Source organism: Gilliamella sp. Pas-s25, assembly GCF_009795885.1.
Taxonomy (GTDB): domain Bacteria; phylum Pseudomonadota; class Gammaproteobacteria; order Enterobacterales; family Orbaceae; genus Gilliamella.
The window spans coordinates 24,360-50,261 of record NZ_WTEV01000018.1 but is presented as its reverse complement, the minus strand read 5'-3'; the positions used below and the strand labels follow the sequence as shown (position 1 = coordinate 50,261).

Here is a 25,902-nt window from a genome sequence, read left to right as displayed (position 1 = left end):
ATAGTAGTTTCAAAAATTAATTTAACAGCGCACTTTTTTGTGAGCAACAAACTGGTAAGTTTGGGCAAATAAAAAAAGAGTTGCTTGTAAAATAACAATACAAGCGCTGGTTGACGCATCTATATAATAACTTATCAACGTTCCCATCACTGTTGAAAATGTTGAAACCAATACGGCAATCACTAACATCCATTCAAAGCGTTTACTTAATGAAAAAGCAGTGATGCCCGGGGCTATCAACATTGCAATAACTAAAATCATCCCCGCGACTTTTAATGATCCTACAATAGTTAAAGCCAAAACACTCAACAAACCGTAATGGAGTAACTTAACGGGCAGTCCTATAACTTTAGCTTGCACTGGGTCGAAGCAATAGAGCATCAGATCACGGCGTTTAATAATAATTAAAAGCGATACAATTACAGCAATGAAGATGATCTGTTTAAGCTCGTCATAACTGGTGCCAAGCACACTACCAAATAGGATATGATTTAAATGTTGCGATGTATCTACTTTGGAAAATAACACTAAGCCAAAAGCAAACATCCCTGAAAACACAATTCCCATGACCGTATCTTCTTTAATGCGACTGTTTTCTTTAATATAACCTGTTGCAACCGAGCAAAATAGGCCTGAAGCAAAAGCACCAATGATAATAGGGATACCTGCTACATATGCCAGCACAATGCCGGGTAAAACCGCATGCGAAATCGCATCCCCCATTAACGACCAACCTTTTAAAACTAAAAAACAAGATAGTAGGGCACACACAATACCGGTTGCTAACGAAGCTAAGATTGCGCGCTCAATAAGGGGAAGAGTAAGTGGATAATAGATATATTCCCAAAACTCTGTCATACCTGCCCCCTTTTATTTAAACGGCTTTGGCGGATCCTAAGGCGATTTACAATTAACCCTTGCTGTGGAGCAAATAAGAATGCAGCAATAAATATTAGTGTTTGCAACGTAACAATAACGCCACCGGTTTCGCCATTTAAAAAGTAACTGATCCAAGCACCAATAGCACTTGTTATCGCACCAATTAGAACCGAAATAATCAATAAGTGCGAAAATCGATTAGTCAATAAGTAAGCGGTTGCACCGGGTGTAACAACCATAGCAATTACTAAAATGGCTCCAACAGTTTGCAGTGCCGCAACAGTGCAGGCACTTAAAATGGTAAAAAATAGGATTTTTAACGGTAGTGGTTTTAATCCAATGGATCGGGCATGGGTTTCATCAAAAAAAACGACTAATAAATCCTTCCAAAAAAAGAAAAGTAATATAAATGACACCAAAATAATGATTTGCACTTGCCACATATCACTATCATCAATTCCTAGAATATTACCAAATATAATGGTTTGCGCATTGATTGATGTTGGATTGAGCGAAATAATTAACAAACCGACAGCAAAAAAGGTTGAAAAGATAAAACCAATAATGGCATCTGCTTTTAATCGCGTAAAGGCACGCACTAGCGTAATGGCTAGCGCAGCGAGTAATCCGGTAAAAAAAGCACCAACAGAATAAGGTACCCCCAACGCATAAGCCCCTGCAACACCAGGCACGACAGAATGCGAAAGCGCATCGCCCATGAGTGACCAACCTTTTAACATTAAAAAAGCCGATAAAAAAGCACAGGCAGCACCCACAATACTACTTACCCAAATTGCTTTTAACATAAAACCGTAGGTGAATGGCTCAAGTAATAGTTCCATTTATTATTGCCCTTTTGGTTCATTATCGTGATGGTTAACCAGCAAATCTCGATGAGGCGAGTCATGCTTACCTTCCCCATAAAAAATTGCAGCGCGTTCATCATCGGTTAAGATCGATACTTTACGAGGATCTTCATCATCGTGCAATTTCTCGCCCGACAAACTCAGATAACGCAGGGCACCACCAAAGGTGGTCATTAAATTTTGTGGTGTAAAGGTTGTTTTAGTTGGACCAAAGGCCAAAACAGTTTGATTAATTAACACCACTTGATCGCAAAATTCAGGCACACTACCTAGGTTATGAGTTGAAACTAAAATCAAATGGCCTTCTTTACGTAGATCTTTCAACAGATCAATAATGGCATTTTCAGTTTTAACATCAACTCCAGTAAAGGGTTCATCTAACAACAGCACTTTACCTTGCTGAGCTAACGCTCGAGCTAAAAATACCCGTTTTTTTTGCCCACCTGACAGCTCACCAATCTGACGATGTTTAAAATCGAGCATATTGACACGTTTAAGGGCAAGATCGACTTGTTTTTTATCTTCTTTACTTGGAATACGTAAAAAAGACATATGCCCATATCGCCCCATCATGACCACGTCTGACACTAGGACTGGAAAATCCCAATCGACCTCTTCGGTTTGTGGCACATAAGCAATGATATTTTGTTTTAAGGTCTGCTTAACTGACATATCATTAAATGTGACATGACCACGAGTTGGACGAACCATCCCCATAATGCTTTTAAATAACGTCGATTTACCACTACCATTAACGCCAACTAACGCACAGATAGTGCCACCATTTAAGCGAAAGCTAGCATCATAAATTGCGGTATGACCATTATTATAAGTCACGGTGATATCATCAACATTCAAGCAAATTTGAGTCATTATTTTTCAAATCCTTTAGCGATAGTTTCAACGGTCACTTTGAGTAGATCAATATAAGTGGGTACAGGGCCATCTTTAGTTGAAAGTGAATCGACATATAAAACGCCGCCATATTTAATATCGGTTTCTTTACTAACTTGTTTAGCGGGCTTATCTGAAATAGTACTCTCACTAAAAATAACAGGAATATCATTTGCTCTAACTAAATCAATTAAATGCCTAACTTGCTGAGGGGTGCCTTGTTGCTCGGCATTGATTGGCCAAAGGTAAGCTTCTTTCAAATTATAGTCACGAGCCAAATAACTAAACGCGCCCTCACTGGTGACTAACCAACGTTTAGCTTCAGGAATTTTAGCTAAACGTTCACGTAATGGTGCATCAAGTGCTTTAATTTTAGCAATATAATCGGCTGCATTTTTATTATAAATCTCTGCATTTTTAGGATCATATTTAACAAACGCCGCACGGATATTTTCAACATAAATTAAAGCCAACGTTGGCGACATCCAAGCATGCGGATTTGGGTTACCTTTATAGCTACCTTCTTGAATTGGCATTGGTGCAATACCCTCTGTCACCACAACCGAAGGTACATCTTTAACGTCTTCAAAAAAGCGTTTAAACCAAAGCTCTAAATTAAGGCCATTCCATAATACTAAATCGGCAGAAAGCACTTTGGTAATGTCTTTTGGTGTGGGATCGTACTCATGAATTTCAGCTCCGACTTTAGTAATTGACTCAACCTGAGCTGCATCACCAGCAACGTTTTGTGCGATATCTTGGATAATGGTAAAGGTGGTAACCACTTTAAACTTTTTTTCTGCAGCATGGGCAGATGAAGACACTCCAATGAAAATAATCAACGAGGCTAAAATAATGCTTAAAAATCTAAAAAAATTGAACTTCATTAGCGACTCCTTGCGTTTAACATAATTAAATAGCAAGACACAATGATCATTTTTACTAAATCAAGCAATATCCTTTTTATTTAATTATTTGTAATGGTGAAACATGATGACTAATTCATAATAACAATTAACTTAGATATTAATGAGAATTATTCTTATTTAATGAATAAAAGTCAAATCCTTTTTAAAACTTACTATTTCAATTAACTGGTTACCTAGTTATGTTATTAAGTTATGTTATTAATTCATTGTATATAAAACTAAAATAAATAGTAGCTAATTCCATCTATTTAAATGATAGTTACAGTAGAAAAAAATGATCAAATAAATTGGCATAAACCACATATGTTTAACTATGTGGTTTATGGATTTTAGGGAAATGTGAAAGTAGTTTTATTGGTAAATCGGTAATTTAGAAAGAAAAACGATATCCGCCATTGACTTGTAATAAATCAAATCGGCTACCCGGTGAGCTTTCTAAATCCAAATAAATATTATGTTGTTGATTAAACTGTGCAGTTATACCTACCCCATTATTCCACCAATTACCTTTGAATGAATGCTTTTCTTTACTTGTATTTAATTTATAGTAAGTATCACCATGAAATTCTCTAACAATTCCTGTTTTAGCATAGATATTGATGTTATTGTTGTCTGAATTGATCTCGTATCCAAATAATGCTGATGCTCGACCAATTAACGAATTATAATTGCCTAATTTTACTTTAAGCCCATTGGTAGCATTAATTGATGTAGCATTTTGGTGACTGTAAGATAATTGAGATTGGGGTTCGATATAAAAATCATTAAATTTAAATTTCTGACCTAACTCCAAAGATAAACCAAGCCCATTGGTATGACCTGTTCCTTGAACATGATTATTGGCTGTATCTTTAACCTTAAAGTGATTTTTTTGACGAGCATATTTAGCAACACCATCAATATAAAATCCGTCATTGTTTAAATAAGTTGCGTAAAGACCAGTATTAAATGATTTTAAAGATCCATCTCCTTTACGATAATCTGGATCTCCATAAGTTTGTCCAACAAAAGCACCGACTACAAAAGGTGAGTCTTCAGATAACTGTTTATCTGCACCAAATTGGAATCCATGATAGCTCATATCAAATTTACTTAATTTACCGCCAGAAAATGAATCCAACTTACCAGAAAAACCGCGTAACCAAACATCACCAAACTGTCCACTTGTTCGAATATCGCCAAGGCGTTTGAGTAAAGTTTGGGTTTCAATATAGCTCATTAAATAATTACTGTTAAGAAACCCAGCACTAGCCATTGCTGATGAAGTAATAGTACGATGAGCTGTTAACACATAATTGTTACCCTCTTTATTTAGGGAATATTGATAACCACCAAGTTCAACATTATGATTTGTCTTAAACTCAGCAGTACTTGTGGCATTATCATCAATTTCGACTAAAGTTAATTTTTCTTTACCTGTGGTATTAGACGCTCCATTATTTGTTAAATTTAGGGTATGAGTTCCCTCTGCGGATATAGGACGGTTTGTGTCAGCTGATTTTGAAATAATAATTTTATCGCTTTTCTCTGCAGCAATGTCGGTACGTAAATCAAAACTTGATTCACCTTTTAAATTCTCAATGGTTAACTCTACATAGTTACCATTAGAATTATCATTAACAAATTTTATCGAACCTTGTCCAGATAGTTCTGTAAGGTAAGAATTATCATCTGTTATTTCCCAAGAAGCGCCTTTGGCAAGATTCATTTTTATAATTCCAGTGGTATCAGGATTACCCTCATCAGGATCATCTGGATCGCCAAATCCTGACACTCGACCTACAATTTTGGAACCGGAGGCTAAATCTAATATAATTGTTCCGCCAAAGCTTGCATCGATATCGCCATTAATTATTGATTTATTATTGATTCTTAATACCCCATTTTCAATAGAACTAATATTACCATCAATAAATGATTCGCCATTTAATGTTAAATTTCCATCAGAGATAAAAATAGCATCTGACCATTCACGATCGTTAACGCTTAATGTTGTTTTTCCATTAACGATGATGGTTGAATCTCCAAGTAAAGAAATTGCATCAGAATCATGTCCTTGCATATGAATTGTAAGATCACCATTAAAAATGGTGGAAGATGTAGAACGAGTTGAAGGAAAAGAATCTAGCCCTGCAATTGTTACGCCATCTTCTATGCGATTAGCTTCTCTTTGGATATTGACAGTGACATTTTTTTCAAAAATAGTGTTGCTATTAGAAAATATACGGATACCTGATGTAATTTCTCCATTAACTTTATTTAAATCGTGAGTAACGGGGACATTAATTTCATCAGTATAGGTTTGATTTCCTTGTAGCTCAAGTGCATTTACCACTAATGGTGTGGCTAGGGATAATCCTAGAATTATTTTATTTTTCATCTAATAATTTCCTTTCTTCTATAATTAATAATAGTTTAACAATAAAACAATCTCCACTCAATAATCAACCTTAATGGGTTGTTACCTTATAGATTTTTAGCAATACCATTAATTAGTCATTTTGACTTGAATCTATAATTAACGAGAGTATAAGGGTAAATAAATGATTCCTTTTTAATCTAAATAAAATAGGGGGGTAAGTATGAAATTACGAAAAGTGATGATTATCGGCGTGGGTAATGTTGGATCAACAACGGCTTATACATTGGTTAACCGAGGTATTTGCGAAGAAATTGTACTGGTTGATCTGAATAAAGAATTAGCATATGGGCATGCGCAAGATTTATTAGATGCGGCAGCTTATCGGCAAAATATGATAAAGGTTAGTTTACGCGAATCGACTGATTGCGCTGACATAGATATTGCCATTATCACTGTTACCTCAGGCATTGCCCAGAAAAGCAGAGCCGAAGAGCTTGCAGGAACCTCAAAAATTATTGCCAGCATAGTGCCTAATATGATGAAAAATGGTTTTAAAGGCATCTTCTTAATTGCAACCAACCCTTGCGACGCCATCACATATCAAGTATGGAAACTATCTGGCTTACCTCGTCATCGAGTGATTGGTACAGGAGTATGGCTTGATACGGTGCGATTACGTCGATTATTAGGCGAAAAAATGGATATTGGTCCACAAAGCATTGATGCTTTTATCGTGGGCGAACATGGTGATTCACAGTTTCCAGTTTGGTCTCATTCATCAGTTTATGGTATTAATTTAAATGATTTACAAAAAAACAAAATAGATTTTGACGAAGTGGGCAGCCAAGCTCGAAAAATGGGTTTTGAAATCGCGAATCGAAAACACTGCACCGAATATGGTATTGCCAGCACTATTACCGAAATCTGCCAACATATATTCACCAATAGCCACCGTGCATTAGCGCTTAGTTGTATTTTAAATGGCGAATATGGTTATAAAGATGTTGCTATTGGTGTACCGGCGATTCTTGATCAACATGGAATAAAAAAAGTGATCAAACTAGACTTTACCGACAACGAAAAGCAACTCTTTGAAAAAAGCATTAATATTGTTAAAGGCTATATTGATCATATTAAATTACCATAGTACTAGTTATTTTTATTATTGCTCAATTGGCACACTAACCTAGCGTTATCCATTGGTGGCGTCATTGTATACACAATACGCCACGAACAAGGTTTTTATTACTGTCATAGAAGAAATAGTTTTGGAGTATAACGGCTAATCTTCTAAGATGATGTTAAGTTGGTTTTCAAGTTTGTAGTATTCAGCATCACTTAAAAAGTGATAATGAGTATTTCTAATATAGTGAGCAATCTTTTTATAGGTATTCAGGTTTTCGGATACTGGATAACAAGCAATATAATCATTAAAAGCTGCAACATCAGCAATGTCTGCTAGCTGTGTTTTTATAAGTTGGTTTAAATAGTTTTTAAGGTCAAGGGTTTGGCAGTTTGGCGTATGTTCTTCTCGCCAGAATTGATTGTTTTTAAACTGGTAAGTTAAATTTATATCTTTTTCATGATAATAATTATTATCCTTAACATCAATAAAATACGTCAATGAATAATGGCTTTTTATATGGACATGAAATAAATTATTAAGCGCTAAAGACGAATAAAAAAACATATGATCTTCATGTCCAGTTTGCCCTGACAAAATAAGCGCATCTAAATATTTTCCGTTTTCATCGAAGGCATTGAGTATGGTTAAATCCTCCATAATGCCTTCACCTTCACTATCAAAGGTAAAACTATAGAGTACAAATCGAATATTATCGATTTCAAAACGACCAATAGCGATAAGATCTTTTAATGTAAAATAACGTCGTTCTTTATCTAGGGGATTATCATAATATTGATAATCATTGCTCTCAAAATGAAAAAATTTGCTATCTACAAATTTACCTTTAGGTAGCGAATGAGTATCAAACGGTATAGATAACACAGGTAAACTTTGGTAAAAACTATCAAAAGTGGCAAAATGCTCTCTATGTTTATATTGAGATGATGCAGTTTGAGTATTAGCGAACGTATAATTAGTATTAAACCAACTAAACAACAATATAGTTAATAACAATGGTATTTTTTTCATGGTTGCAGTTTTCCTAGTTATTTCCTTTTATCAGTGGGATATTGCACACTATTATTTTTTATTTTAATTTTTCATATTAAATCGATACCCTGTATAGAGTTATTAAAATCAATCACAATCAACATGCAACCTTTTTTTAGCACATTGCACACACTCAAACAAATAACCAACAAGCGCCCCATCTTTCGATAAAGACGATTTTATCAATTCATCGGGATAGTCTTGGATGTCATCTAAGATTTCATCAAAATAGGGTTCAATATCTTTGGCACCAACATAACCAATAAAAGCACAAGGTTCATTACAATGTGATAACCAAACTTCTTGTTGCCATGATGAATAACTTGGGGTTTTTAATACTATTTCGTCTAACATTTCGGGCGGGACATCTTCTACACCATAATTATCGTTGAATTGACCTTGATATTTTTCTGCAGCCGACCCATTGGCAATACACCATGGGCAGATATAATCAGGATCTTCAACACAATAAGGTACCAAATTATATTTTATTGTTCGGTTTTGATTACAAACGGAACAAATCCCCTCTTCATTAACAAAAATATCGAGTTGATATGCATTTGGATGATATTTAAACGTAGGCAGGCACATCTTAAATTCCTTCAATATTGTAATAGTAATTATGATTATATAATTTAAGTGAGTTTGATACAAAATGATAAAATATTACTGCATGTTAATTAATGATTTTATCTAACTGAATAATTATTTTAAGTGGAGGAGTTTTAAACGTAGACTGAGATTAAATATTTGATTTTAATAAAGAACATTAAAAATAAAACTTAAATAAAATCAATATTCTACTTAAACTATTTTTATAGAAAAAACACCGATTTTTATAGTGCGAAAGTTAATACTGCTATTAATTTATCGTCAAAATGCGCGGATAACAGAGTGAGGCTATGTTAGTTGAGAACACAAATTTGTTTGGAACAAATTTACACACTGAGCAAAGCGAAGATAGCCACGCAGAGGCGAGTATCAGGATGATACGAGTAATCATATAGCCAATGCGTTAAGACCGAGCGACGGTGGAGGGTAACCTAAGGCCTCATTCTGCTGCCAAAGTGTGGGTTGTTAGGGAATTCATTTGCCAATTCCTAACTTGACATGGTCACTATAGCTATTTTGAACATCTAAACAGCAAATGAATGAAACCAGTTCCCTCAATCCACTTCATCCATCAAAACAAAAAACTCAATATTAGGCAAAAAATTGTCAAAAAAATATTGATTTTATTTTATTGTTATTTTAATAAAAAACAAATATTTCAATAATTTAAAGTTTTTATAAAACTTAATCGAAGTCACACCTAAATAATTTTTACCAAAAATTTCCCCAAAAAAACTAGCCAATCTTTTTTTTAATGGTTATACTTTCATCAATTTAAAGAAGTAGCTTATTTCACAAGCAAATAAACACATAAAAGATAAATAAAACAATAATTTACTTGACAGGTGAACCATAATGCATTATCATTTTAGACACCAGACACCAGACACCAGCACTGGCAAACCTATGTCTTAAATTTATCAAATAACCACGTTAGACGAGTTTTTACTTTAACCTCGTTTATATCTTCAAAGTTATCTCTCAAATTACTATCAACATTATCCCAAAAAATTTCGTTGGCGTTGATACTCCTATCATTATTGTCGTTTTCGTTGAATTCACAAGCATTATCGGGTCAAAATAGTCGAGGGGGTAATCGTAGTGATGCCATAATACTGCCATCGTTACAATGGGGCGTCATCAAATCCGTGATGCCCGAGCTTGTTTCGGGTAGTGGCCCATTCGCAGGTCCTGCTGATATATGGAACCCAAATTATGGCTTCCTAGTTCAATCAACTGATCCGGCATCATACGCGCTTAATTTCCCAACCACAGGTGCTGATGGATTATATTTTGATTTAATCATAATGGGAGAAGCAAGTGAATTGACATGGACACCAGTCACGCATGAAGGAATCACTGCAACAGTAACGAGGAAAACAGAATGTAATCGCGAATGTGATGTTGAGTTTCGTGTTACGCTAACAGGTCCAGAGGCAAGAGCTAAAATAAACAATCCTCATCCGAGTTTAATTGCTAAGCCAAGGTTACCGCAGACTTTTGAATTAGTGGGTAGAGATAGTAATGATAATGAGGTTGTAAGATATGGATTTGTGTTGCAGAAGTGGTTCGTCAACCGCGGAGATAAACAAGATAACTATCCTAATACAGAAGCGTGGTGTAGAGATTTAGGCTATCGAGTGCCGCAAGTAAAGGATCTCACCAACGCAGTCTGTTTGGGTATGTGGGAAGGCGATTGGTGTAAAGGCTCCGTCGGCGCCATACCATCATCAAGTGGTAATCATTACCAGCGCCAAATTGGGGCTGGATTTTTTTCTGAGTGGGGTGGCACATACCTTTATGCTGGAGCTGGTTTCGTCTACGACTACCAATACTGGACGAGTGACACGACGGGAAATACTCAGTTTGATGTGGACTCGGATGTCGGCGACGTATACTTCAACAAAACAAGTAATAGTCCGCGCGGGATTTGCGCCACGCCTTAGTTCTTAATCCTTGGCCCGCTGTTGGGTTTATGGTACTGATTATAAGGATAATCAATCAAAGAACAAAGCCCTAGTGTAGCGCTCCCACGCAGTTGGGACGCTGAGCAGGCAAAGCCTGCGAGTCCTGAGTTTTAATGATTGAAACCATAATCTATTTTAGTGTGGTAGGGTTTTGGATGTGGTCACTATAGCTATTTTGAATATCTAAACAGCAAATGAATGAAACCAGTTCCCTCAATCCACTTCATCCATCAAAACAAAAAACTCAATATCAGGCAAAAAATTGTCAAAAAATATTGATTTTATTTTATTGTTATTTTAATAAAAAACAAATATTTCAATAATTTAAAGTTTTTATAAAACTTAATCGAAGTCACACCTAAATAATTTTTACCAAAAATTTCCCCAAAAAAACTAGCCAATCTTTTTTTTAATGGTTATACTTTCATCAATTTAAAGAAGTAGCTTATTTTACAAGCAAATAAACACATAAAAGATAAATAAAACAACAATTTACTTGACAGGTGAACCGCAATGCATTATCATTTTAGACACCAGACACCAGACACCAGCGCTGGCAAACCTATGTCTTAAATTTACCAAATAACCGCGTTAGACGAGTTTTTACTTTAATCTCGTTTATATCCTCGAAGTTATCTCTCAAATTACTATCAACATTATCCCAAAAAATTTCGTTGGCGTTGATACTCCTATCATTATTGTCGTTTTCGTTGAATTCACAAGCATTATCGGGTCAAAATAGTCAAGGAGGTGATCGCAGTGATGCCATAATACTGCCATCGTTACAATGGGGGATCCTCAAATCCGTAAGACCTATTCTTGATATCGGCGAGCATTCCTTCGCGGGCCCCGCTGACATGTGGGAACCCGATTATGGATTCCTAGTTCAATCAACCGATCCTGCATCATACGCACTTAATTTTCCAACTACGGGAGCTAATGGATTATATTTTGATTTCATCATAATGGGAGAAGCAAGCGAATTGACATGGGGAGCGCCAGTCACGCATGAGGGAATTACTGCCACAGTGACGCGAAAAAGAGAATGTAATAACGAAGGCTATGTCGAGTTTCGTGTGACGCTAACAGGTCCAGAGGCAAGAACTCAATGGCGTGATCCTTATCCTAATCAAATTACCGTGCCAAGGTTACCGCAGACTTTTGAATTAGTGGGTAGAGATAGTAATGATAATGAGGTTGTAAGATATGGATTTGTGTTGAGGCAGTGGTTTGTTAATCGGGGGAGACCGTGGTCTTGGACATTTCCTGAAGTGTTAGCATGGTGTAATAGTTTGGGTTATCGAATGTCACGGGTAAGAGATTTAACCAATTCAAACTATCATAATTTAGGTGCAACACCTAGCTCATCAGTTAATCATTACACGCGTCACATAGGCGCTGGCTTTCTCTCGGAGTGGGGCTACGTGAACTGGTACACTGGTAATTCGGACTTCGCCGACAACCTCTACTGGGCGACCGACGCTACAGGTAGCAACTCGTTCCTTATCTACTCGCTCAACGGCCAAGTCCTCACCCCCAGCAGCAGCAGCGGCCGCTCCGGCAACTATGGCGTTTGCACCGCACCTTAGCTTTTAGCGTTTATTTCTTAATCCTTAGGTCGCGGGGGGGGTTATGGTGCTTGAGAGGATAATATAACAAAGAATAAAGCCCCCGCGTAAGTTGGGGCGCTGAGCAGGCAAAGCCTGCGAGTCTTGAGTTTTAATGACTGAAAGCCAAAAAAGCACTCCGACCGATAAGATTTAAAAACTGGTGCTTTGTTATTAAACAACGGTTATTAAACCGCTGTTATTAAATAATAAAAGCGCTTTTCTTAAAAATCCAAACTCAACGTAATAAAAAACTAGCCTATAAATGTGTGATTTTATTTAAAAAAATAAAAATTTAAATAAAATCAATAATATACCAAAGCTGTTTTAGAGTAAAAAAACAACGCTCCACTGCAGTAATTTTGATTAATTTATTTGTTCGGTTTTCGCATATTGCAGTTAAGCAGTTATAATAGTTGTTATTTGATTTTGGATAAAATAGGACAACCGTGCAAACGCCATTAAAAAAGCCCCAATTACATAGCCGAAACAAACATCGCAACGGTTATGATTTTGCAAACCTCATCAAAATACTGCCTGAACTGTCTCTATATGTAAAGCAGAATCCATATGGCAATTTGTCGATCGATTTTGCCGATCCGCTGGCGGTTAAAATGTTAAATAAAGCCTTGTTATTTAGGTTTTATCAGGTGAATTATTGGGATATTCCAGATGGTTATTTATGCCCCCCCATCCCTGGTCGAGCGGATTATATTCACTATTTAGCCGATTTATTGGCACAAGACAATCAAAATAACATTCCGACAGGTAAGCAAATTCGTGTTTTAGATATCGGTATTGGCGCTAATGCCATTTATCCAATTATTGGGCGGGCTGAATATGGTTGGTCGTTTGTCGGTAGCGATATTAATCCTACCACCATTAAAGCTGCATCGTTAATTTGCCAATCTAATCGTATGTTGAATGGGGCAGTGCAGTGCCGTTTGCAAAAAGACAGTACGGCGATTTTTAAGCATATTATTAAACCGAACGAATTTTACATGCTAACACTTTGCAATCCGCCTTTCCATGCTTCGGCACAAGATGCGTTAGCAAGTACACGAAAAAAACTAACCAATTTGGGTAAGTTAACCAATCCAAATCAAAAAGCCGTTCTTAACTTTGGAGGACAACATGCCGAACTGTGGTGTCAAGGTGGTGAAAGTACTTTTATTACTAATATGATTAACGAAAGTGTAGCATTTAAACATCAATGTTTGTGGTTTACTTCGTTAGTGTCTAAAAAATCCTCATTGGAATTGATAAAAAAACAGCTAACAGCGGTTGGAGTGACTGATAGCAAAATTGTGCCCATGACTCAAGGGCAGAAAGTAAGCCGATTTGTAGCGTGGAGTTTTTTTAGTCAAGAAGATAGACAGACATGTATAAAAAACACTTAGGGATAACTTTGATTTTATTGAGTTTTTTATTTTGTGTTTTCAATAATTTTATAAAGAATTCAAAGATTTGCTATTAACAACTATTCTTTCCAACGATTGATAGTATAAACCTATCTTTGTTGTTTTTATTCATAAATTAGTTTCTGTTTTTTGTATTTCATTGTTTATATTCATAAAATATAATTCCTGAAGTCTCGTTACTGGCTAAAAATTGCATAGTAAATTGTAGGTGATTCGATTAAGATGTGTTGATTATAAAATCACCAGCATCATTTAACATTGCAAAGGAATCCCCTATGAATAGCAACAAATCAGCTATATTTATTAAGACGTTACAAGAAATTGTTGGTGCTAAACACACTTTAACCGATCCAGCGCGCACGTTACCTTACCGCCAAGGGATTCGCTTTGGCGAAGGCGATGCGTTAGCTGTTGTTTTACCCGGGACGTTAGTCGAGCAGTGGCTGGTTTTAAAAGCCTGTGTGGAAGCGGATATTATTGTTATTACTCAATCAGCCAATACGGGGTTAACTGGTGGCTCTACGCCTGATGGTAATGATTATGATCGTCCTATTGTTATTGTCAGTACTCGTCGATTAGATGGCATTAAAGTGATAGAAAATGGTGAGCAAGTTGTTTGCTTGCCTGGTAGCACACTCTTTCGTTTAGAAAAGGAATTAAAAAAATATCATCGTGGACCGCATTCGGTCATTGGCTCATCTTGCATTGGTGCTTCTGTTATGGGAGGGGTCTGTAATAATTCAGGGGGGGCACTTATTCAGCGCGGACCTGCGTATACGCAAATGGCTGTGTTTGCACAATTAGACCAGCAAGGACAATTGCGCTTAGTGAATCATTTAGGGATTGAACTGGGGGATGATCCAGAAACGATTTTACAGAACTTACAAAATCATAACTATACCGATAAAGATATTAGACGAGATGCTGGTTTAGGGCATGATCATCATTATTGTGATCATGTTCGTGAAATTGATGCTAATACGCCTGCTCGCTTTAATGCTGATCCCGCCCGTCATTACGAAGCATCAGGCAGTGCAGGGCGCTTAATGGTTTTTGCAGTGCGTCTTGACACTTTTCCACTTGAGCAAAAATCGGCAGTATTTTATATCGGTACTAATGATATTAATGAACTAAACGGTATTCGTCGCCACATTTTAAGTCAATTTAAAACCTTGCCTGTGTCGGGTGAATATATGCACCGTGTGGCTTTTGATATTGCCGCTATATATGGAAAACCGACCTTTTTAGCCATTAAAAAGTTAGGTACTGATATGATGCCTCGTATGTTCGTTTTTAAAAATATTGTTGATCGTGTTACGGCGAAAATTCCATTCTTTCCTAAAAATTTTTCGGACCGGTTTTCTATCTTCGCCTGCAAATTTTTACCTAATCATTTACCAAAGTCATTGCGTGATTATCGTGATCGTTATGAACATCATCTTATTTTAAAAATGGCGGATGATGGGATTGCTGAAGCTGAGGCTTTTTTGAAAGACTATTTTCAAAATAAAAATGGTAATTATTTTTTGTGTAATGAAAAAGAAGCCGAAGCGGCAATGTTACACCGTTTTGCGGCAGCGGGGGCTGCAACGTCTTACCGAAATGTACATAGCAAAACCGTGGAAAATATTGTTGCATTAGATATTGCACTAAGGCGTAATGATACCGATTGGTTTGAAACACTGCCACAAAACATTGATCAAAACTTTATTTACAAAATGTATTATGGGCATTTTTTCTGTTATGTGTTTCATCAAGATTATATTGCTAAAAAAGGAGTAGATTGCGATAAAGTTAAGGAGGATATTTTAGCATTGCTTGATCAGCGTGGCGCGCAATACCCTGCTGAGCACAATGTGGGGCATTTGTATCACGCCAATGCAGATCTGAAAAAATTCTATCAAGAGCTTGATCCCACAAACAGTCTTAATCCGGGCATAGGTAAAACATCTAAGAAGAAAAATTGGACTTAATGCATGGTTGAGTAGCGTTAAATTTTAGATATCAAGTATTGAAATTTAACCGCCAGAAAATACTATCTGACGGTATTTTATTGATCAACACCTGTGAATTTTTTTAGATGCATAATAACGCGATACAACAGCTATCGCGTTATTAAAATCATAGTAATTTTTTTAATTGATATAACATCTCTAATGCTTGTTTTGGTGTTAAAGCATCGGGATCGATCTGTTTTAACGCTTCTTCTACCTCTGACGGTTCAGGCTTGTCGATCAAAGAAAGTTGCGATTTATCAACGCCACTGTTAGCTGACTGTTTTGATATTATTTCAAGCTCTTTCAATTTTTGTTTAGCTCGTTTTAATACAGCCTTAGGTACACCTGCAAGCCCTGCCACAGCAATACCAAAACTTTTACTTGCAGCACCTTCAGAAACCTCATGAATAAAAGCAACGTTGTTATCGTGTTCAATGGCATCGAAGTGGACGTTATAAACGCCTTGCATATGTTCTGGTAACTGGGTTAATTCAAAATAATGGGTTGCAAAAAGCGTCATTGATTTTATTTGATTGGCTAAATTCTCAGCACAGGCCCAAGCTAAAGAAAGCCCATCATACGTTGAGGTACCCCGACCGATTTCATCCATTAAAACAAGACTTTGTTCTGTAGCATTATGCATAATGTTGGCCGTTTCGGTCATTTCGACCATAAAGGTAGAACGACCTGATGCCAAATCATCAGAGGCGCCAATTCGGGTAAAAATGCGATCAACAGGTCCAATGATTGCTTTAGAAGCAGGGACAAAACTACCAATATAAGACAGTAGTACAATTAAGGCCGCTTGGCGCATATAGGTACTTTTACCGCCCATATTGGGGCCAGTAATAATTAACATTCGCCTATTTGGCAACAGTGATAATGAGTTTGCAATAAATGGTGTTTGTAAAACTTGCTCAATTACCACATGTCGTCCATCTTTAATTTCTATACCGGCATTGGTCGATAGTGTCGGTTTTTGGTAGTTAAGGGTTAATGCCCGTTCTGCTAGATTGGTAAGCACATCAAGTTCGGCAATAGCCTCAGCGCTGATTTGCATATCGGCTAGATCTGGCATTAACAGATCAAATAGCTGTTCGTAAAGTTGCTTTTCAAGTGCTAAGGCTCGCCCTTTAGAGGTGAGCACTTTATCTTCGTACTCTTTAAGCTCCGGGATGATATATCGTTCAACATTTTTCAGCGTCTGACGGCGAGTATAATGAATTGGCGCTAAATGACTTTGTCCGCGACTTATTTGAATATAGTAACCATGCACTGCATTAAATCCAACTTTTAACGTATCAATGCCAAGTGTTTCACGCTCTCGGATTTCAAGCTGTTCTAAATAATTGGTTGCCCCATCAGCTAAACATCGCAATTCGTCTAATTCTGCATTATACCCGCTGGCAATCACGCCACCATCACGAATAATTACGGGGGGCGCTTCGACAATAGCGCGAGTTAATAGATTAGCGAGGTTTTCAAATTGATTTATCTTGGCACGCAAGCCAATTAATGCGGGTGAGGTTAGGCTACTCAATAGTTTTTGTAATTGCGGTAGCAGATTATAAGCATCACGCAAACGGGCAAAATCACGAGGACGAGCGGTACGCAGTGCCAGCCTTGCTAAAATACGTTCTAAATCACCAATTTGCTTTAATAACGGATTAACATCATCAATATAATTTTGTAATTCACTAATCGCTTGTTGTCGATTTTGTAATATTGCCAAATTACGGATTGGTGAGTGCAACCAACGTTTAAGCATTCGGCTGCCCATTGGTGTTTGGGTTTTATCAAGAATTTCAGCAACGGTATTTTGTGTCCCACCCGTTAGGTTTTCGGTGATTTCCAAATTACGGCGAGTTGCAGCATCTAGCACGACAAAGTCAATTGTCGATTGCTTAATAATGGAACGTATATGGGGCAGAGCGGTGCGCTGGGTATCTTTAACATATTGTAATAAGCAACCTGCTGCACATAGTGCATAATTGCACGCATCTACACCAAATCCAACTAAATCATTGGTGCCAAATTGCAAATTAAGCTGTTGTTTTGCCGTTTCAAGATCAAAGTCCCATTGTGGACGACGGCGCAGACCATGGCGATGTTCAATTAATGGCATGGATTGAAATTCTTCGGGATATAGCAATTCAACAGGGCTTGTACGTTGCAGTTCAGCTTGCATTGCTTCGAAGTTATCACATTCAAAAACATAAAAGCGACCAGAACTAATATCAAGTGTGGCATAACCATAATGGTTTTTATGTTGCCAGATTGAGGCAAGTAAATTATCTTTGCGATCTTCTAGTAATAATTCGTCACTGACTGTGCCTGGAGTAACAATACGAACAACTTTACGTTCAACTGGCCCTTTGCTTGTTGCTGGATCGCCTATTTGTTCACAAATAGCCACCGATTCACCCAGTGATATTAACTTGGCTAAATAACTTTCAACCGCATGATACGGCACTCCCGCCATAGGAATCGGTTCACCATTTGACGAGCCACGTTTTGTGAGCGAAATATCTAAAAGCTGCGAGGCACGCTTGGCATCATCATAAAACATCTCATAAAAATCACCCATGCGATAAAAAAGCAAAATATCAGGGTTTTCGGCTTTTAATTTTAAATACTGCCGCATCATTGGTGTGTGGTCGGTTAAATTGTATTCATTTGTCATGGCGTTATGTCTTTTTGTTTTTAAAAATCAATTTATTTACTTTTTAGAGTGTGTCAAAAAATCACTTATTTTGTTATTTAAACTCATTTATAACTGTAATAAAAATTGTAATAAATTTTAATAAAAAAGCTTTAGCGTTTTACGATTGTATCATTATATATGATCCCTAAAATAAAAAGCGTGTCAATAAATGAATTTAATAATCTCGAAACGCAATAGGGTGATCTGATGATGTGAATTGAAATCAAAAAAATATCAGGCAAAAAATTAAATAAAATCGACATAATATCCAAGTGATTTTTATAAAAAAATCCCAACTTTCACAACACCCAAAGGTCAATACAGCCACTAATCGAGCATCATAATGCGCCGACAATTAAGCTAGGTAAAGGCTATGCTTTATCTAGAATGAATTATAGTGGTGCGTCAAGACCGAGTGAGGGGCGGACAAATTTGAGCATCAGAGCGAAGCCAAGATAGTCTCGAAAAGACGAGTATCATAGCTCATACGAGTAAATCGCAAACGATGCGTTAAGACCACACAAAATATTTTTATTTTAAAAGACAGCTAAGTGTAACTATCACTAATTTATCCGTTCAATTAGCATTAACAACCCGACGATTGAACGAATTTTTAACCTATTGCAACATCAACACTTATTAAAGTGTTTAGTTGGTGGAACTGAGCTGGGTTATTGCATGTAACTATAATTTGGGGAGAAGTTTTAAAAGAAGTTTAAAGCTAAATATTTCAGCTCACTGTTTATTGAGTTGAATCTATAGAGTATACATGCTAGGCGGTTATTTAAATAACACAATGATTTTATTTACGATAATTTATCTAATCAGTGCTTGGTCTAATCTATTTAATCAATTCGTGTTTAATTATTAGGAATCTTCTTGAATAAATCTTTAAAATTTGATAGTTTACAGAAAAGATTTTTAACATTAAAAACACAAAAAAGAAGGTAATTGTTATGACAATCAAAGTAGGTATTAATGGATTTGGTCGTATTGGCCGTATTGTTTTCCGTGCTGCTCAAAAACGTTCAGACATTGAAATTGTTGCAATCAACGATTTATTAGATGTTGAATATATGGCTTATATGCTTAAATATGATTCAACTCACGGTCGTTTTGACGGTACAGTTGAAGTTAAAGACGGTAAATTGGTTGTTAATGGTAAAGCAATCCGTGTTACTGCTGAACGCGATCCTGCAAACTTAAAATGGAACGAAGTCGGTGTTGATGTTGTTGCTGAAGCAACAGGGTTATTCTTAACTGACGAAACTGCGCGTAAGCACATCCAAGCTGGCGCCAAAAAAGTTGTTTTAACGGGTCCTTCAAAAGATAGCACACCAATGTTTGTAATCGGCGTTAATGATAAAGATTATGCAGGTCAAGATATCGTTTCTAACGCATCATGTACAACTAACTGTTTAGCGCCTTTGGCTAAAGTTATCAACGACAACTTTGGTATCGTTGAAGCGCTAATGACTACTGTTCACGCAACTACTGCCACTCAAAAAACGGTTGATGGTCCATCTCATAAAGATTGGCGTGGTGGTCGTGGTGCTGCTCAAAACATCATTCCTTCTTCAACAGGTGCAGCTAAGGCAGTAGGTAAAGTTATTCCTGAATTAAATGGTAAATTAACAGGTATGGCTTTCCGTGTTCCAACCCCAGATGTTTCTGTTGTTGACTTAACTGCTCGTTTAGCAAAACCTGCTAAATACGAAGATATTTGTAAAGCAATCAAAGCAGCTGCTGAAGGCCCGATGAAAGGCGTTCTTGGCTATACTGAAGATGATGTTGTTTCTACTGATTTCTTAGGTGAAGTTTGTACATCTGTATTTGATGCTAAAGCAGGTATTCAATTAAGTGATAACTTTGTGAAACTTGTTTCTTGGTATGACAATGAAGTGGGTTATTCAAACAAAGTACTAGATTTAATTGCTGTTATTTCTAAATAATAATTAGCATTTATCCTAGTTTTGTTAAAATGGCGATCTTAGGATCGCTTTTTTTTTATGCTAAGTTGCGTGTAATTTTTTAGATTTTTAATATAAAAAACGCTCACCTTGTAGGTGAGCGTTTTGCTAGTATGGAAATAAATTATTTAAAGTTGAACTAGATTACAACAACTTCAGCTGCTGCTGGTCCACGAGGGCTATCTTGGATCGCAAACTCAACTTGTTGTCCTTCAGCTAAGGTTTTAAAACCATCACCTGAAATAGCAGAAAAATGAACAAATACATCTTTACTTCCATCCGCAGGAGTGATAAAACCAAAACCTTTACTTTCATTAAACCATTTTACTTGGCCTGTTTTCTTATTCATTTACTAGACATCCTAACAATAATTAATAATTAGCCTTTTAGGCTGGTATGAGCTTTAACATTGTCTTCATTATGTAACTCATAACCATGATAAAACGTTAAAAACCACATTACCAAAGTTAATCGTTTTCATAATTTCAACTTTGTTGTTTGCCCAGTACTATTACCGCATAAATTATAACCAAAAGCAAGATTTTAATAATAATTTTTTTTTGCTTAGCATGTGGTTTTTCTTATCTTTTTAAATAATTACTTATAAATTGATAAAAAGCAAATTATTGTATAGTTAAAACTTTTAATTAATTTTGAATGTTAATAAATTAAGCAAAAACAAAAAAGCCATAAAATAATATTTATGGCTTTGAACAATGATTATTTTTTTATCACTCAATTTTATTTATTTTTTGCTCGTTCAAATGACTCAATAATTTCTTTGCGGGCTGCCTCAGCATTATCCCAACCGTCAACTTTAACCCATTTACCTTTTTCTAATGCTTTGTATTGTTCAAAAAAGTGTTTGATTTGCGATTTAAGTAATTCAGGTAAATCATCAACGTCTTTAATATGATCATATTCTTTTGATAGTTTGCTGTGAGGTACAGCAACCAGTTTTGCATCTTGACCTGCTTCGTCAGTCATTTTTAATACACCAACAGGGCGGCAACGAATAACGGAACCCGGTTGTAGTGGGTATGGTGTTGGGACTAATACATCAACCGGATCACCATCTAATGATAATGTGTGATTAATATAACCATAGTTACATGGATAAAACATTGCTGTTGCCATAAAACGGTCAACAAATACAGCACCGGTGTCTTTATCGACTTCATATTTTATTGGATCAGCATTAGCCGGAATTTCTATCACAACGTAAATATCATCTGGTAATTCTTTACCTGCTGGTACATTTAAAAGTCCCATTTTTGAATCCTCTATCTAAGTTTATATAGTGTTTGTTATTAACAATAAGCGGCACATTATAAAGATTATTCTGTATCGCTCAATTCTTTTAAATATTGAAAAATTTGCCTTGCCGATTTGACGGGTTTATTGGTTTCTTGCTCTTTTTTAGCTAAACGCGCTAAGGTGCGCAGCTGCTGGCGATCGGCTGTTGGGTATAAGTCCATAATGGTTTCAGCATCACCAGTTGTGATCAGGTCATCGCGTAGCTTTTCGAGTTTGTGAAATAGGGCAATTTGCTGATTGTGGCGATTTTTCAGTTTATCTAGCGCTTGGCTAATAGGTTCAATGTCTCGGCTACGCAGTAGTTTGCCAATGTACTGAATTTGTCTGCGATATCCTTCTTTTTTTATTTTCTGCGCAAGTTCAATGGCATAAATAAGATCTTCATCTAGAGGGATTTTTTCTAGTTCGTTTTTACTTAAATTGACAAGTTCAATACCTAATTTTTTAAGGGCCTCGGCATCGCGTTTGATTTCACTTTTGCTAACGTAAATGATTTCTTCGTCTTCATTGTCAATAGCAAAATTGGGTTCTATATTTGTCTCTTGATTGTGATTCATATTATTTCTTTTGTTAACTAATATTCAATTCTGGCTTATTATAACGTATCACTAGCAGAATTGTAGAAAATAATAAAATGAGTATTGAACAGAATAAAAAAGAAGCCTTAAAGCAAAAAGAACATTTATCAGCCATTGTCGCTAATGCTATTAATCAAGCAAAGTCGCGAGTTGATGAAGTTGAGGTGTCGATTAACAAGTCAACAGGTATTAGTGTAAGTACGCGTCTTGGCGAAACTGAAAATGTTGAGTTTAATAGTGATGGTGCGCTATCTATAACTGTTTATCAAAATCAAAGTAAAGGCAGTGCGTCAACTAATGATTTATCCGAACAGGCTATTTTGCAAACGGTGGATATGGCAATTAATATTATGCAATATACCTCGCCCGATCCTTGTTCTGGTTTAGGGGATGCAAGCCAAATGGCATTTAATCCACCTGATTTAGATTTATTTTACCCAAGTGATTTGAATGTCGATAACGCTATTGAGCAGGCCAAACAAGCCGAGTTAACCGCGCTCAATCATTCAAAATTAATTAATACTGATGGCGGTTATTTTAGTAGTCGCTATGGTGTTTATGTGTACGGTAATAGTTTAGGGATGTTACAAGGTTATTGCGCAAGTTCACATTCACTTTCATGTTCTGTCATTGCTGAACAAGCAGGGCAGATGGAAAGTAATTATGCTTATACTTCATCACGCGATTTTAGTGAGCTAAAATCAGCAAATTGGGTTGGTAGGCAGGCGGCCGACAGAGCGATTTCACATTTAGGCGCTAAGCAACTCCCAACCATGCAAGCACCAGTGCTATTTAGTGCGGAAGTTGCCGTTGGGCTGATTAGGCATTTAGTGGGCGCTATAAGTGGCGGGGCAATTTATCGTAAATCCTCGTTTTTATTAAACAGTGTTGGGCAAACTGTTTTTCCTAACTGGCTAACCATTTATGAAGATCCTCATATTCTAAAAGGTATTGGGTCATCACCTTTTGATAGCGAAGGTACTAAAACAGTTCAACGTAATATTGTTGAGCAAGGCGTGTTGCAGACTTATTTGTTAGGGAATTATTCTGCGCGTAAATTGGGTTTAACATCGACTGGGCATGCAGGTGGAATTCATAATTGGTTTGTATCACCAAGCCAAAATAATGCGGGTTTTGATGATATGCTTAAAAAATTGGATAAAGGTGTTGTGATAACTTCGTTAATGGGGCAAGGTGTTAATAGTGTGACTGGTGATTATTCGCGTGGTGCTACTGGTTTTTGGGTTGAAAATGGTCAAATTCAATATCCAGTTAACGAAATTACCATTGCTGGTAATCTTAAAAATATCTATAAGAACATTGTGGCAATCGGTAATGATATTGAAACAAGAACGAATATCCAATGTGGTTCGATTTTGATTGATAATATGAGTATAGCCGGAAAATAAGGATCAGTATGGGCAGTTTTTTTCACAGTGCTTTTTTTCAAAAAATAACTTCATGGATGCCAGGGTTAAGCAGTTTATTACAGTATAAACGTGAGTATTTAGGTTTTGACATTAAGGCTGGTTTATCAGTTGCCGCTGTTTCATTACCTGTGTCAATTGCTTATGCTGAATTGACTGGCGTTGGCGCTATAGCTGGACTATATTCGACCATTTTACCTTTAATTGTGTATGCGCTTTTTGGTTCTTCTAAGCAACTGATTGTAGGGCCTGATACGGCTACTTGTGCTGTGGTTGCGGCTGTTGTATTACCGTTAGCGGCAAATGATCCAATATTGCGTTGGCAATTAGTTGTGATATTAACAATCATGATCGGTATTTGGTGTATCATTGCAGGGAAGTTGCATCTGGGAGCCTTGGCCGACTTGCTTAGTCAGCCTATTTTAATTGGTTTACTAAATGGTATTTCAATCACCATTATGGTTGATCAGTTAGCCAAAACATTGGGCTTTAGTTATGATTATTCTTATTTGATTGAGCGAATTGTGTATTTCCCATTTAAAATACTACAAATCCATATAGGTACGACACTGGTTTCATTTTTTACGTTATTAATTTTAATTGTTTTAAAGCGTTTAAAGCCTCAATATCCAGCACCACTGTTAGCTGTTATTGTGATGACGTTTTTTTCATGGTTATTTAATTTTGAACATTTTAATATTCGTATTATTGGTAATGTGAGCGGTGATTTTATTCCTGTCAAATCATGGCTTGATTTTGATAAAGGCTTAATGCGTGATTTAGTTGTGCCTTCGCTTAATATTGCTATCATCTGTTTTGTGAGTATGATGATAACCGTGCGCAGTTTTGCATCCAAAAATAACTATGAAACCAATGCCGATGTTGAGTTTAAAGCATTGGGTATCGCCAATATTGTAGCTGGGTTATCACAAGGCTTTGTGGTTAGTGGTACATCATCAAGAACCGCTGTGAATGATGCCAATGGGGGGAAAACTCAGCTCGTTTCGATTATTGCTGCAATGTTAATTGGTATAGTGGTATTGTTTTTCCTTTCACCTTTACAATTTATTCCAACTTGTGTATTAGGAGTCATTTTAATTTATTCTTCAATTTCGTTAATCAATTTTCAAGCAATTATCCGCTTTTTTAAATTTGATCGAGATGCGTTTTATTTAAGTTTGACAACACTCGTTTCAGTGCTTGTAATTGGCATTATTCCTGGTATGGCGTTAGCAGTACTGCTTGGCCTATTTTTATTTTTACGCCGCGTATTTAGACCAAAAGATCAGTTGCTAGGTATTGATGAAAGTGGTCGAATTCATTCAATAGGTCAGGATGTACGACCAGTCAATAATACGATGATTTATCGATTTAATTCTCCGTTAACTTATTTCAATATTGCTTATTTTAAACGAAGAATTATTAGTTATATTGACGAAGCACAAGAGTCTATAAATTATGTGATTGTCGATGCGATTCCTTGTTTTACCTATAAAGATGTGAGTGTTTTGTCGGGCATTGATGAATTAGTAAAGTCTTTAAAAGTAAGAAACGTGACTTTAATCTTATCTGGCCGACGCAAAACGCTCAAAAACTGGTTTAAACAAATGGATATTAAGCTTGATGATAAGTATATTGATTTTGCTTATGATCTCTATTTTGCAGTTAAATTAGTCCAAAGTAAGGAACATATAAATAGTAAAGTTGATGATGAATCTGTTCAGGTATCGTGACCGTTAACGGTATCGGAAAGAGTGTTTTTTATTTATCTTACATCTCTTGATTTCGATAGAACAACCAATATTAATATAGACAATCGCCTATAAATTTAAGTACAATATTGGATCTTTCAAATGAAGCATTTTAGTAAACAATTTTAGAGGTAAAAATGGCACGTGTAACTGTTCAAGATGCAGTAGAAAAAATTGGTAATCGCTTTGATCTCGTTATTGTAGCAGCAAGACGCGCTCGTCAACTACAAGTTGAAAATAAATCTCCATTGGTTCCGGAAGAAAACGACAAAGAAACCGTTGTTGCTTTACGTGAAATAGAAGATGGTCTTGTCAACAAACAAATTCTTGATATTGCTGATTTCCAAGCACGTCAAGATGAAGAAGCTGAAGTCCGCGCAACACTTCATGAGTCGATTCTTCTCGAAAATACACCATCGTACGAATAAGCTTTACAGGAATTGCT

The 25,902-nt window shown here is 36.3% G+C and carries 20 protein-coding genes; 9 read left to right on the top strand and 11 right to left on the bottom strand.

The genetic code is table 11. The features are described 5' to 3' along the window. Positions 1-21: 21 nt before the first annotated feature. The 5 genes from GQ593_RS09135 to GQ593_RS09115 form a co-directional block, all read right to left on the bottom strand. The gene (locus GQ593_RS09135) at positions 22-858 is read right to left on the bottom strand and encodes a metal ABC transporter permease (RefSeq protein ID WP_160431747.1); all 837 of its coding nucleotides are present in this window, start codon (positions 856-858) and stop codon (positions 22-24) included. After that, positions 855-1,721 (bottom strand): metal ABC transporter permease, encoded by an 867-nt coding sequence (locus GQ593_RS09130; protein ID WP_085247480.1) that lies wholly within the window; start codon positions 1,719-1,721, stop codon positions 855-857. Before GQ593_RS09130 ends, GQ593_RS09135 begins: the two co-directional genes overlap by 4 nt. Positions 1,722-1,724: 3 nt before the next feature. Continuing rightward, the gene (locus GQ593_RS09125) at positions 1,725-2,618 is read right to left on the bottom strand and encodes a manganese/iron ABC transporter ATP-binding protein (RefSeq protein WP_160431746.1); all 894 of its coding nucleotides are present in this window, start codon (positions 2,616-2,618) and stop codon (positions 1,725-1,727) included. Beyond that, positions 2,618-3,526, bottom strand: a complete 909-nt coding sequence (locus GQ593_RS09120) for a metal ABC transporter substrate-binding protein (protein WP_160431745.1) — start codon at positions 3,524-3,526, stop codon at positions 2,618-2,620. Before GQ593_RS09120 ends, GQ593_RS09125 begins: the two co-directional genes overlap by 1 nt. A 412-nt stretch (positions 3,527-3,938) precedes the next feature. After that, positions 3,939-5,948, bottom strand: a complete 2,010-nt coding sequence (locus GQ593_RS09115; protein ID WP_160431744.1) for an autotransporter outer membrane beta-barrel domain-containing protein — start codon at positions 5,946-5,948, stop codon at positions 3,939-3,941. A 202-nt stretch (positions 5,949-6,150) separates the two neighbouring features. Here GQ593_RS09115 and GQ593_RS09110 point away from each other — a divergent pair, with 202 nt between their 5' ends. Continuing rightward, positions 6,151-7,077, top strand: coding sequence for an L-lactate dehydrogenase (locus tag GQ593_RS09110; protein WP_160431743.1), 927 nt, complete (start codon positions 6,151-6,153; stop codon positions 7,075-7,077). 135 nt (positions 7,078-7,212) lie between these two features. Here the strand turns inward: GQ593_RS09110 and GQ593_RS09105 are convergent, their stop codons facing one another. Then, positions 7,213-8,085 (bottom strand): hypothetical protein, encoded by an 873-nt coding sequence (locus GQ593_RS09105; protein ID WP_160431742.1) that lies wholly within the window; start codon positions 8,083-8,085, stop codon positions 7,213-7,215. 108 nt (positions 8,086-8,193) lie between these two features. Beyond that, positions 8,194-8,697 carry a CbrC family protein gene (locus GQ593_RS09100; RefSeq protein WP_160431741.1) on the bottom strand — a complete coding sequence of 168 codons (504 nt, stop codon included), beginning with the start codon at positions 8,695-8,697 and terminating at the stop codon, positions 8,194-8,196. A gap of 1,037 nt (positions 8,698-9,734) precedes the next feature. Between GQ593_RS09100 and GQ593_RS09095 the strand changes: the two genes are divergently transcribed. From GQ593_RS09095 to dld, 4 genes are all read left to right on the top strand, one after another. Next, positions 9,735-10,664 (top strand): hypothetical protein, encoded by a 930-nt coding sequence (locus GQ593_RS09095; RefSeq protein ID WP_160431740.1) that lies wholly within the window; start codon positions 9,735-9,737, stop codon positions 10,662-10,664. A 695-nt stretch (positions 10,665-11,359) separates the two neighbouring features. Continuing rightward, positions 11,360-12,274, top strand: coding sequence for a hypothetical protein (locus GQ593_RS09090; RefSeq protein ID WP_160431739.1), 915 nt, complete (start codon positions 11,360-11,362; stop codon positions 12,272-12,274). 467 nt (positions 12,275-12,741) lie between these two features. Further along, positions 12,742-13,692, top strand: a complete 951-nt coding sequence (gene rlmF, locus GQ593_RS09085) for a 23S rRNA (adenine(1618)-N(6))-methyltransferase RlmF (RefSeq protein WP_160431738.1) — start codon at positions 12,742-12,744, stop codon at positions 13,690-13,692. A 296-nt stretch (positions 13,693-13,988) separates the two neighbouring features. Beyond that, entirely contained in the window at positions 13,989-15,686 is a 1,698-nt protein-coding gene (gene dld / locus GQ593_RS09080) for a D-lactate dehydrogenase (RefSeq protein WP_160431737.1), read from the top strand. Positions 15,687-15,834: 148 nt separating this feature from the next. Here dld and mutS read toward each other — a convergent pair whose 3' ends face one another. After that, positions 15,835-18,393 carry a DNA mismatch repair protein MutS gene (mutS, locus tag GQ593_RS09075; protein ID WP_160431736.1) on the bottom strand — a complete coding sequence of 853 codons (2,559 nt, stop codon included), beginning with the start codon at positions 18,391-18,393 and terminating at the stop codon, positions 15,835-15,837. Between the two features lie 977 nt (positions 18,394-19,370). Between mutS and gapA the strand changes: the two genes are divergently transcribed. Then, the gene (gapA, locus tag GQ593_RS09070) at positions 19,371-20,366 is read left to right on the top strand and encodes a glyceraldehyde-3-phosphate dehydrogenase (RefSeq protein ID WP_160431735.1); all 996 of its coding nucleotides are present in this window, start codon (positions 19,371-19,373) and stop codon (positions 20,364-20,366) included. Positions 20,367-20,523: 157 nt separating this feature from the next. Here the strand turns inward: gapA and cspE are convergent, their stop codons facing one another. From cspE to yjgA, 3 genes are all read right to left on the bottom strand, one after another. Then, positions 20,524-20,733 carry a transcription antiterminator/RNA stability regulator CspE gene (gene cspE, locus GQ593_RS09065; RefSeq protein ID WP_025315032.1) on the bottom strand — a complete coding sequence of 70 codons (210 nt, stop codon included), beginning with the start codon at positions 20,731-20,733 and terminating at the stop codon, positions 20,524-20,526. A 392-nt stretch (positions 20,734-21,125) separates the two neighbouring features. Beyond that, positions 21,126-21,656: an inorganic diphosphatase gene (gene ppa / locus GQ593_RS09060; protein ID WP_065561528.1), complete on the bottom strand. Its 531-nt coding sequence runs from the start codon at positions 21,654-21,656 to the stop codon at positions 21,126-21,128. A 65-nt stretch (positions 21,657-21,721) separates the two neighbouring features. Then, the gene (yjgA, locus tag GQ593_RS09055; RefSeq protein ID WP_160431734.1) at positions 21,722-22,258 is read right to left on the bottom strand and encodes a ribosome biogenesis factor YjgA; all 537 of its coding nucleotides are present in this window, start codon (positions 22,256-22,258) and stop codon (positions 21,722-21,724) included. A gap of 77 nt (positions 22,259-22,335) precedes the next feature. Here yjgA and pmbA point away from each other — a divergent pair, with 77 nt between their 5' ends. The 3 genes from pmbA to rpoZ all read left to right on the top strand — a co-directional run bounded on the left by pmbA (position 22,336) and on the right by rpoZ (position 25,885). Continuing rightward, positions 22,336-23,688, top strand: coding sequence for a metalloprotease PmbA (pmbA, locus tag GQ593_RS09050; RefSeq protein ID WP_160431733.1), 1,353 nt, complete (start codon positions 22,336-22,338; stop codon positions 23,686-23,688). 8 nt (positions 23,689-23,696) lie between these two features. Beyond that, positions 23,697-25,439, top strand: a complete 1,743-nt coding sequence (locus GQ593_RS09045) for a SulP family inorganic anion transporter (protein ID WP_202115437.1) — start codon at positions 23,697-23,699, stop codon at positions 25,437-25,439. Between the two features lie 155 nt (positions 25,440-25,594). After that, positions 25,595-25,885 (top strand): DNA-directed RNA polymerase subunit omega, encoded by a 291-nt coding sequence (gene rpoZ, locus GQ593_RS09040; RefSeq protein ID WP_160431732.1) that lies wholly within the window; start codon positions 25,595-25,597, stop codon positions 25,883-25,885. Positions 25,886-25,902 lie beyond the last annotated feature (17 nt).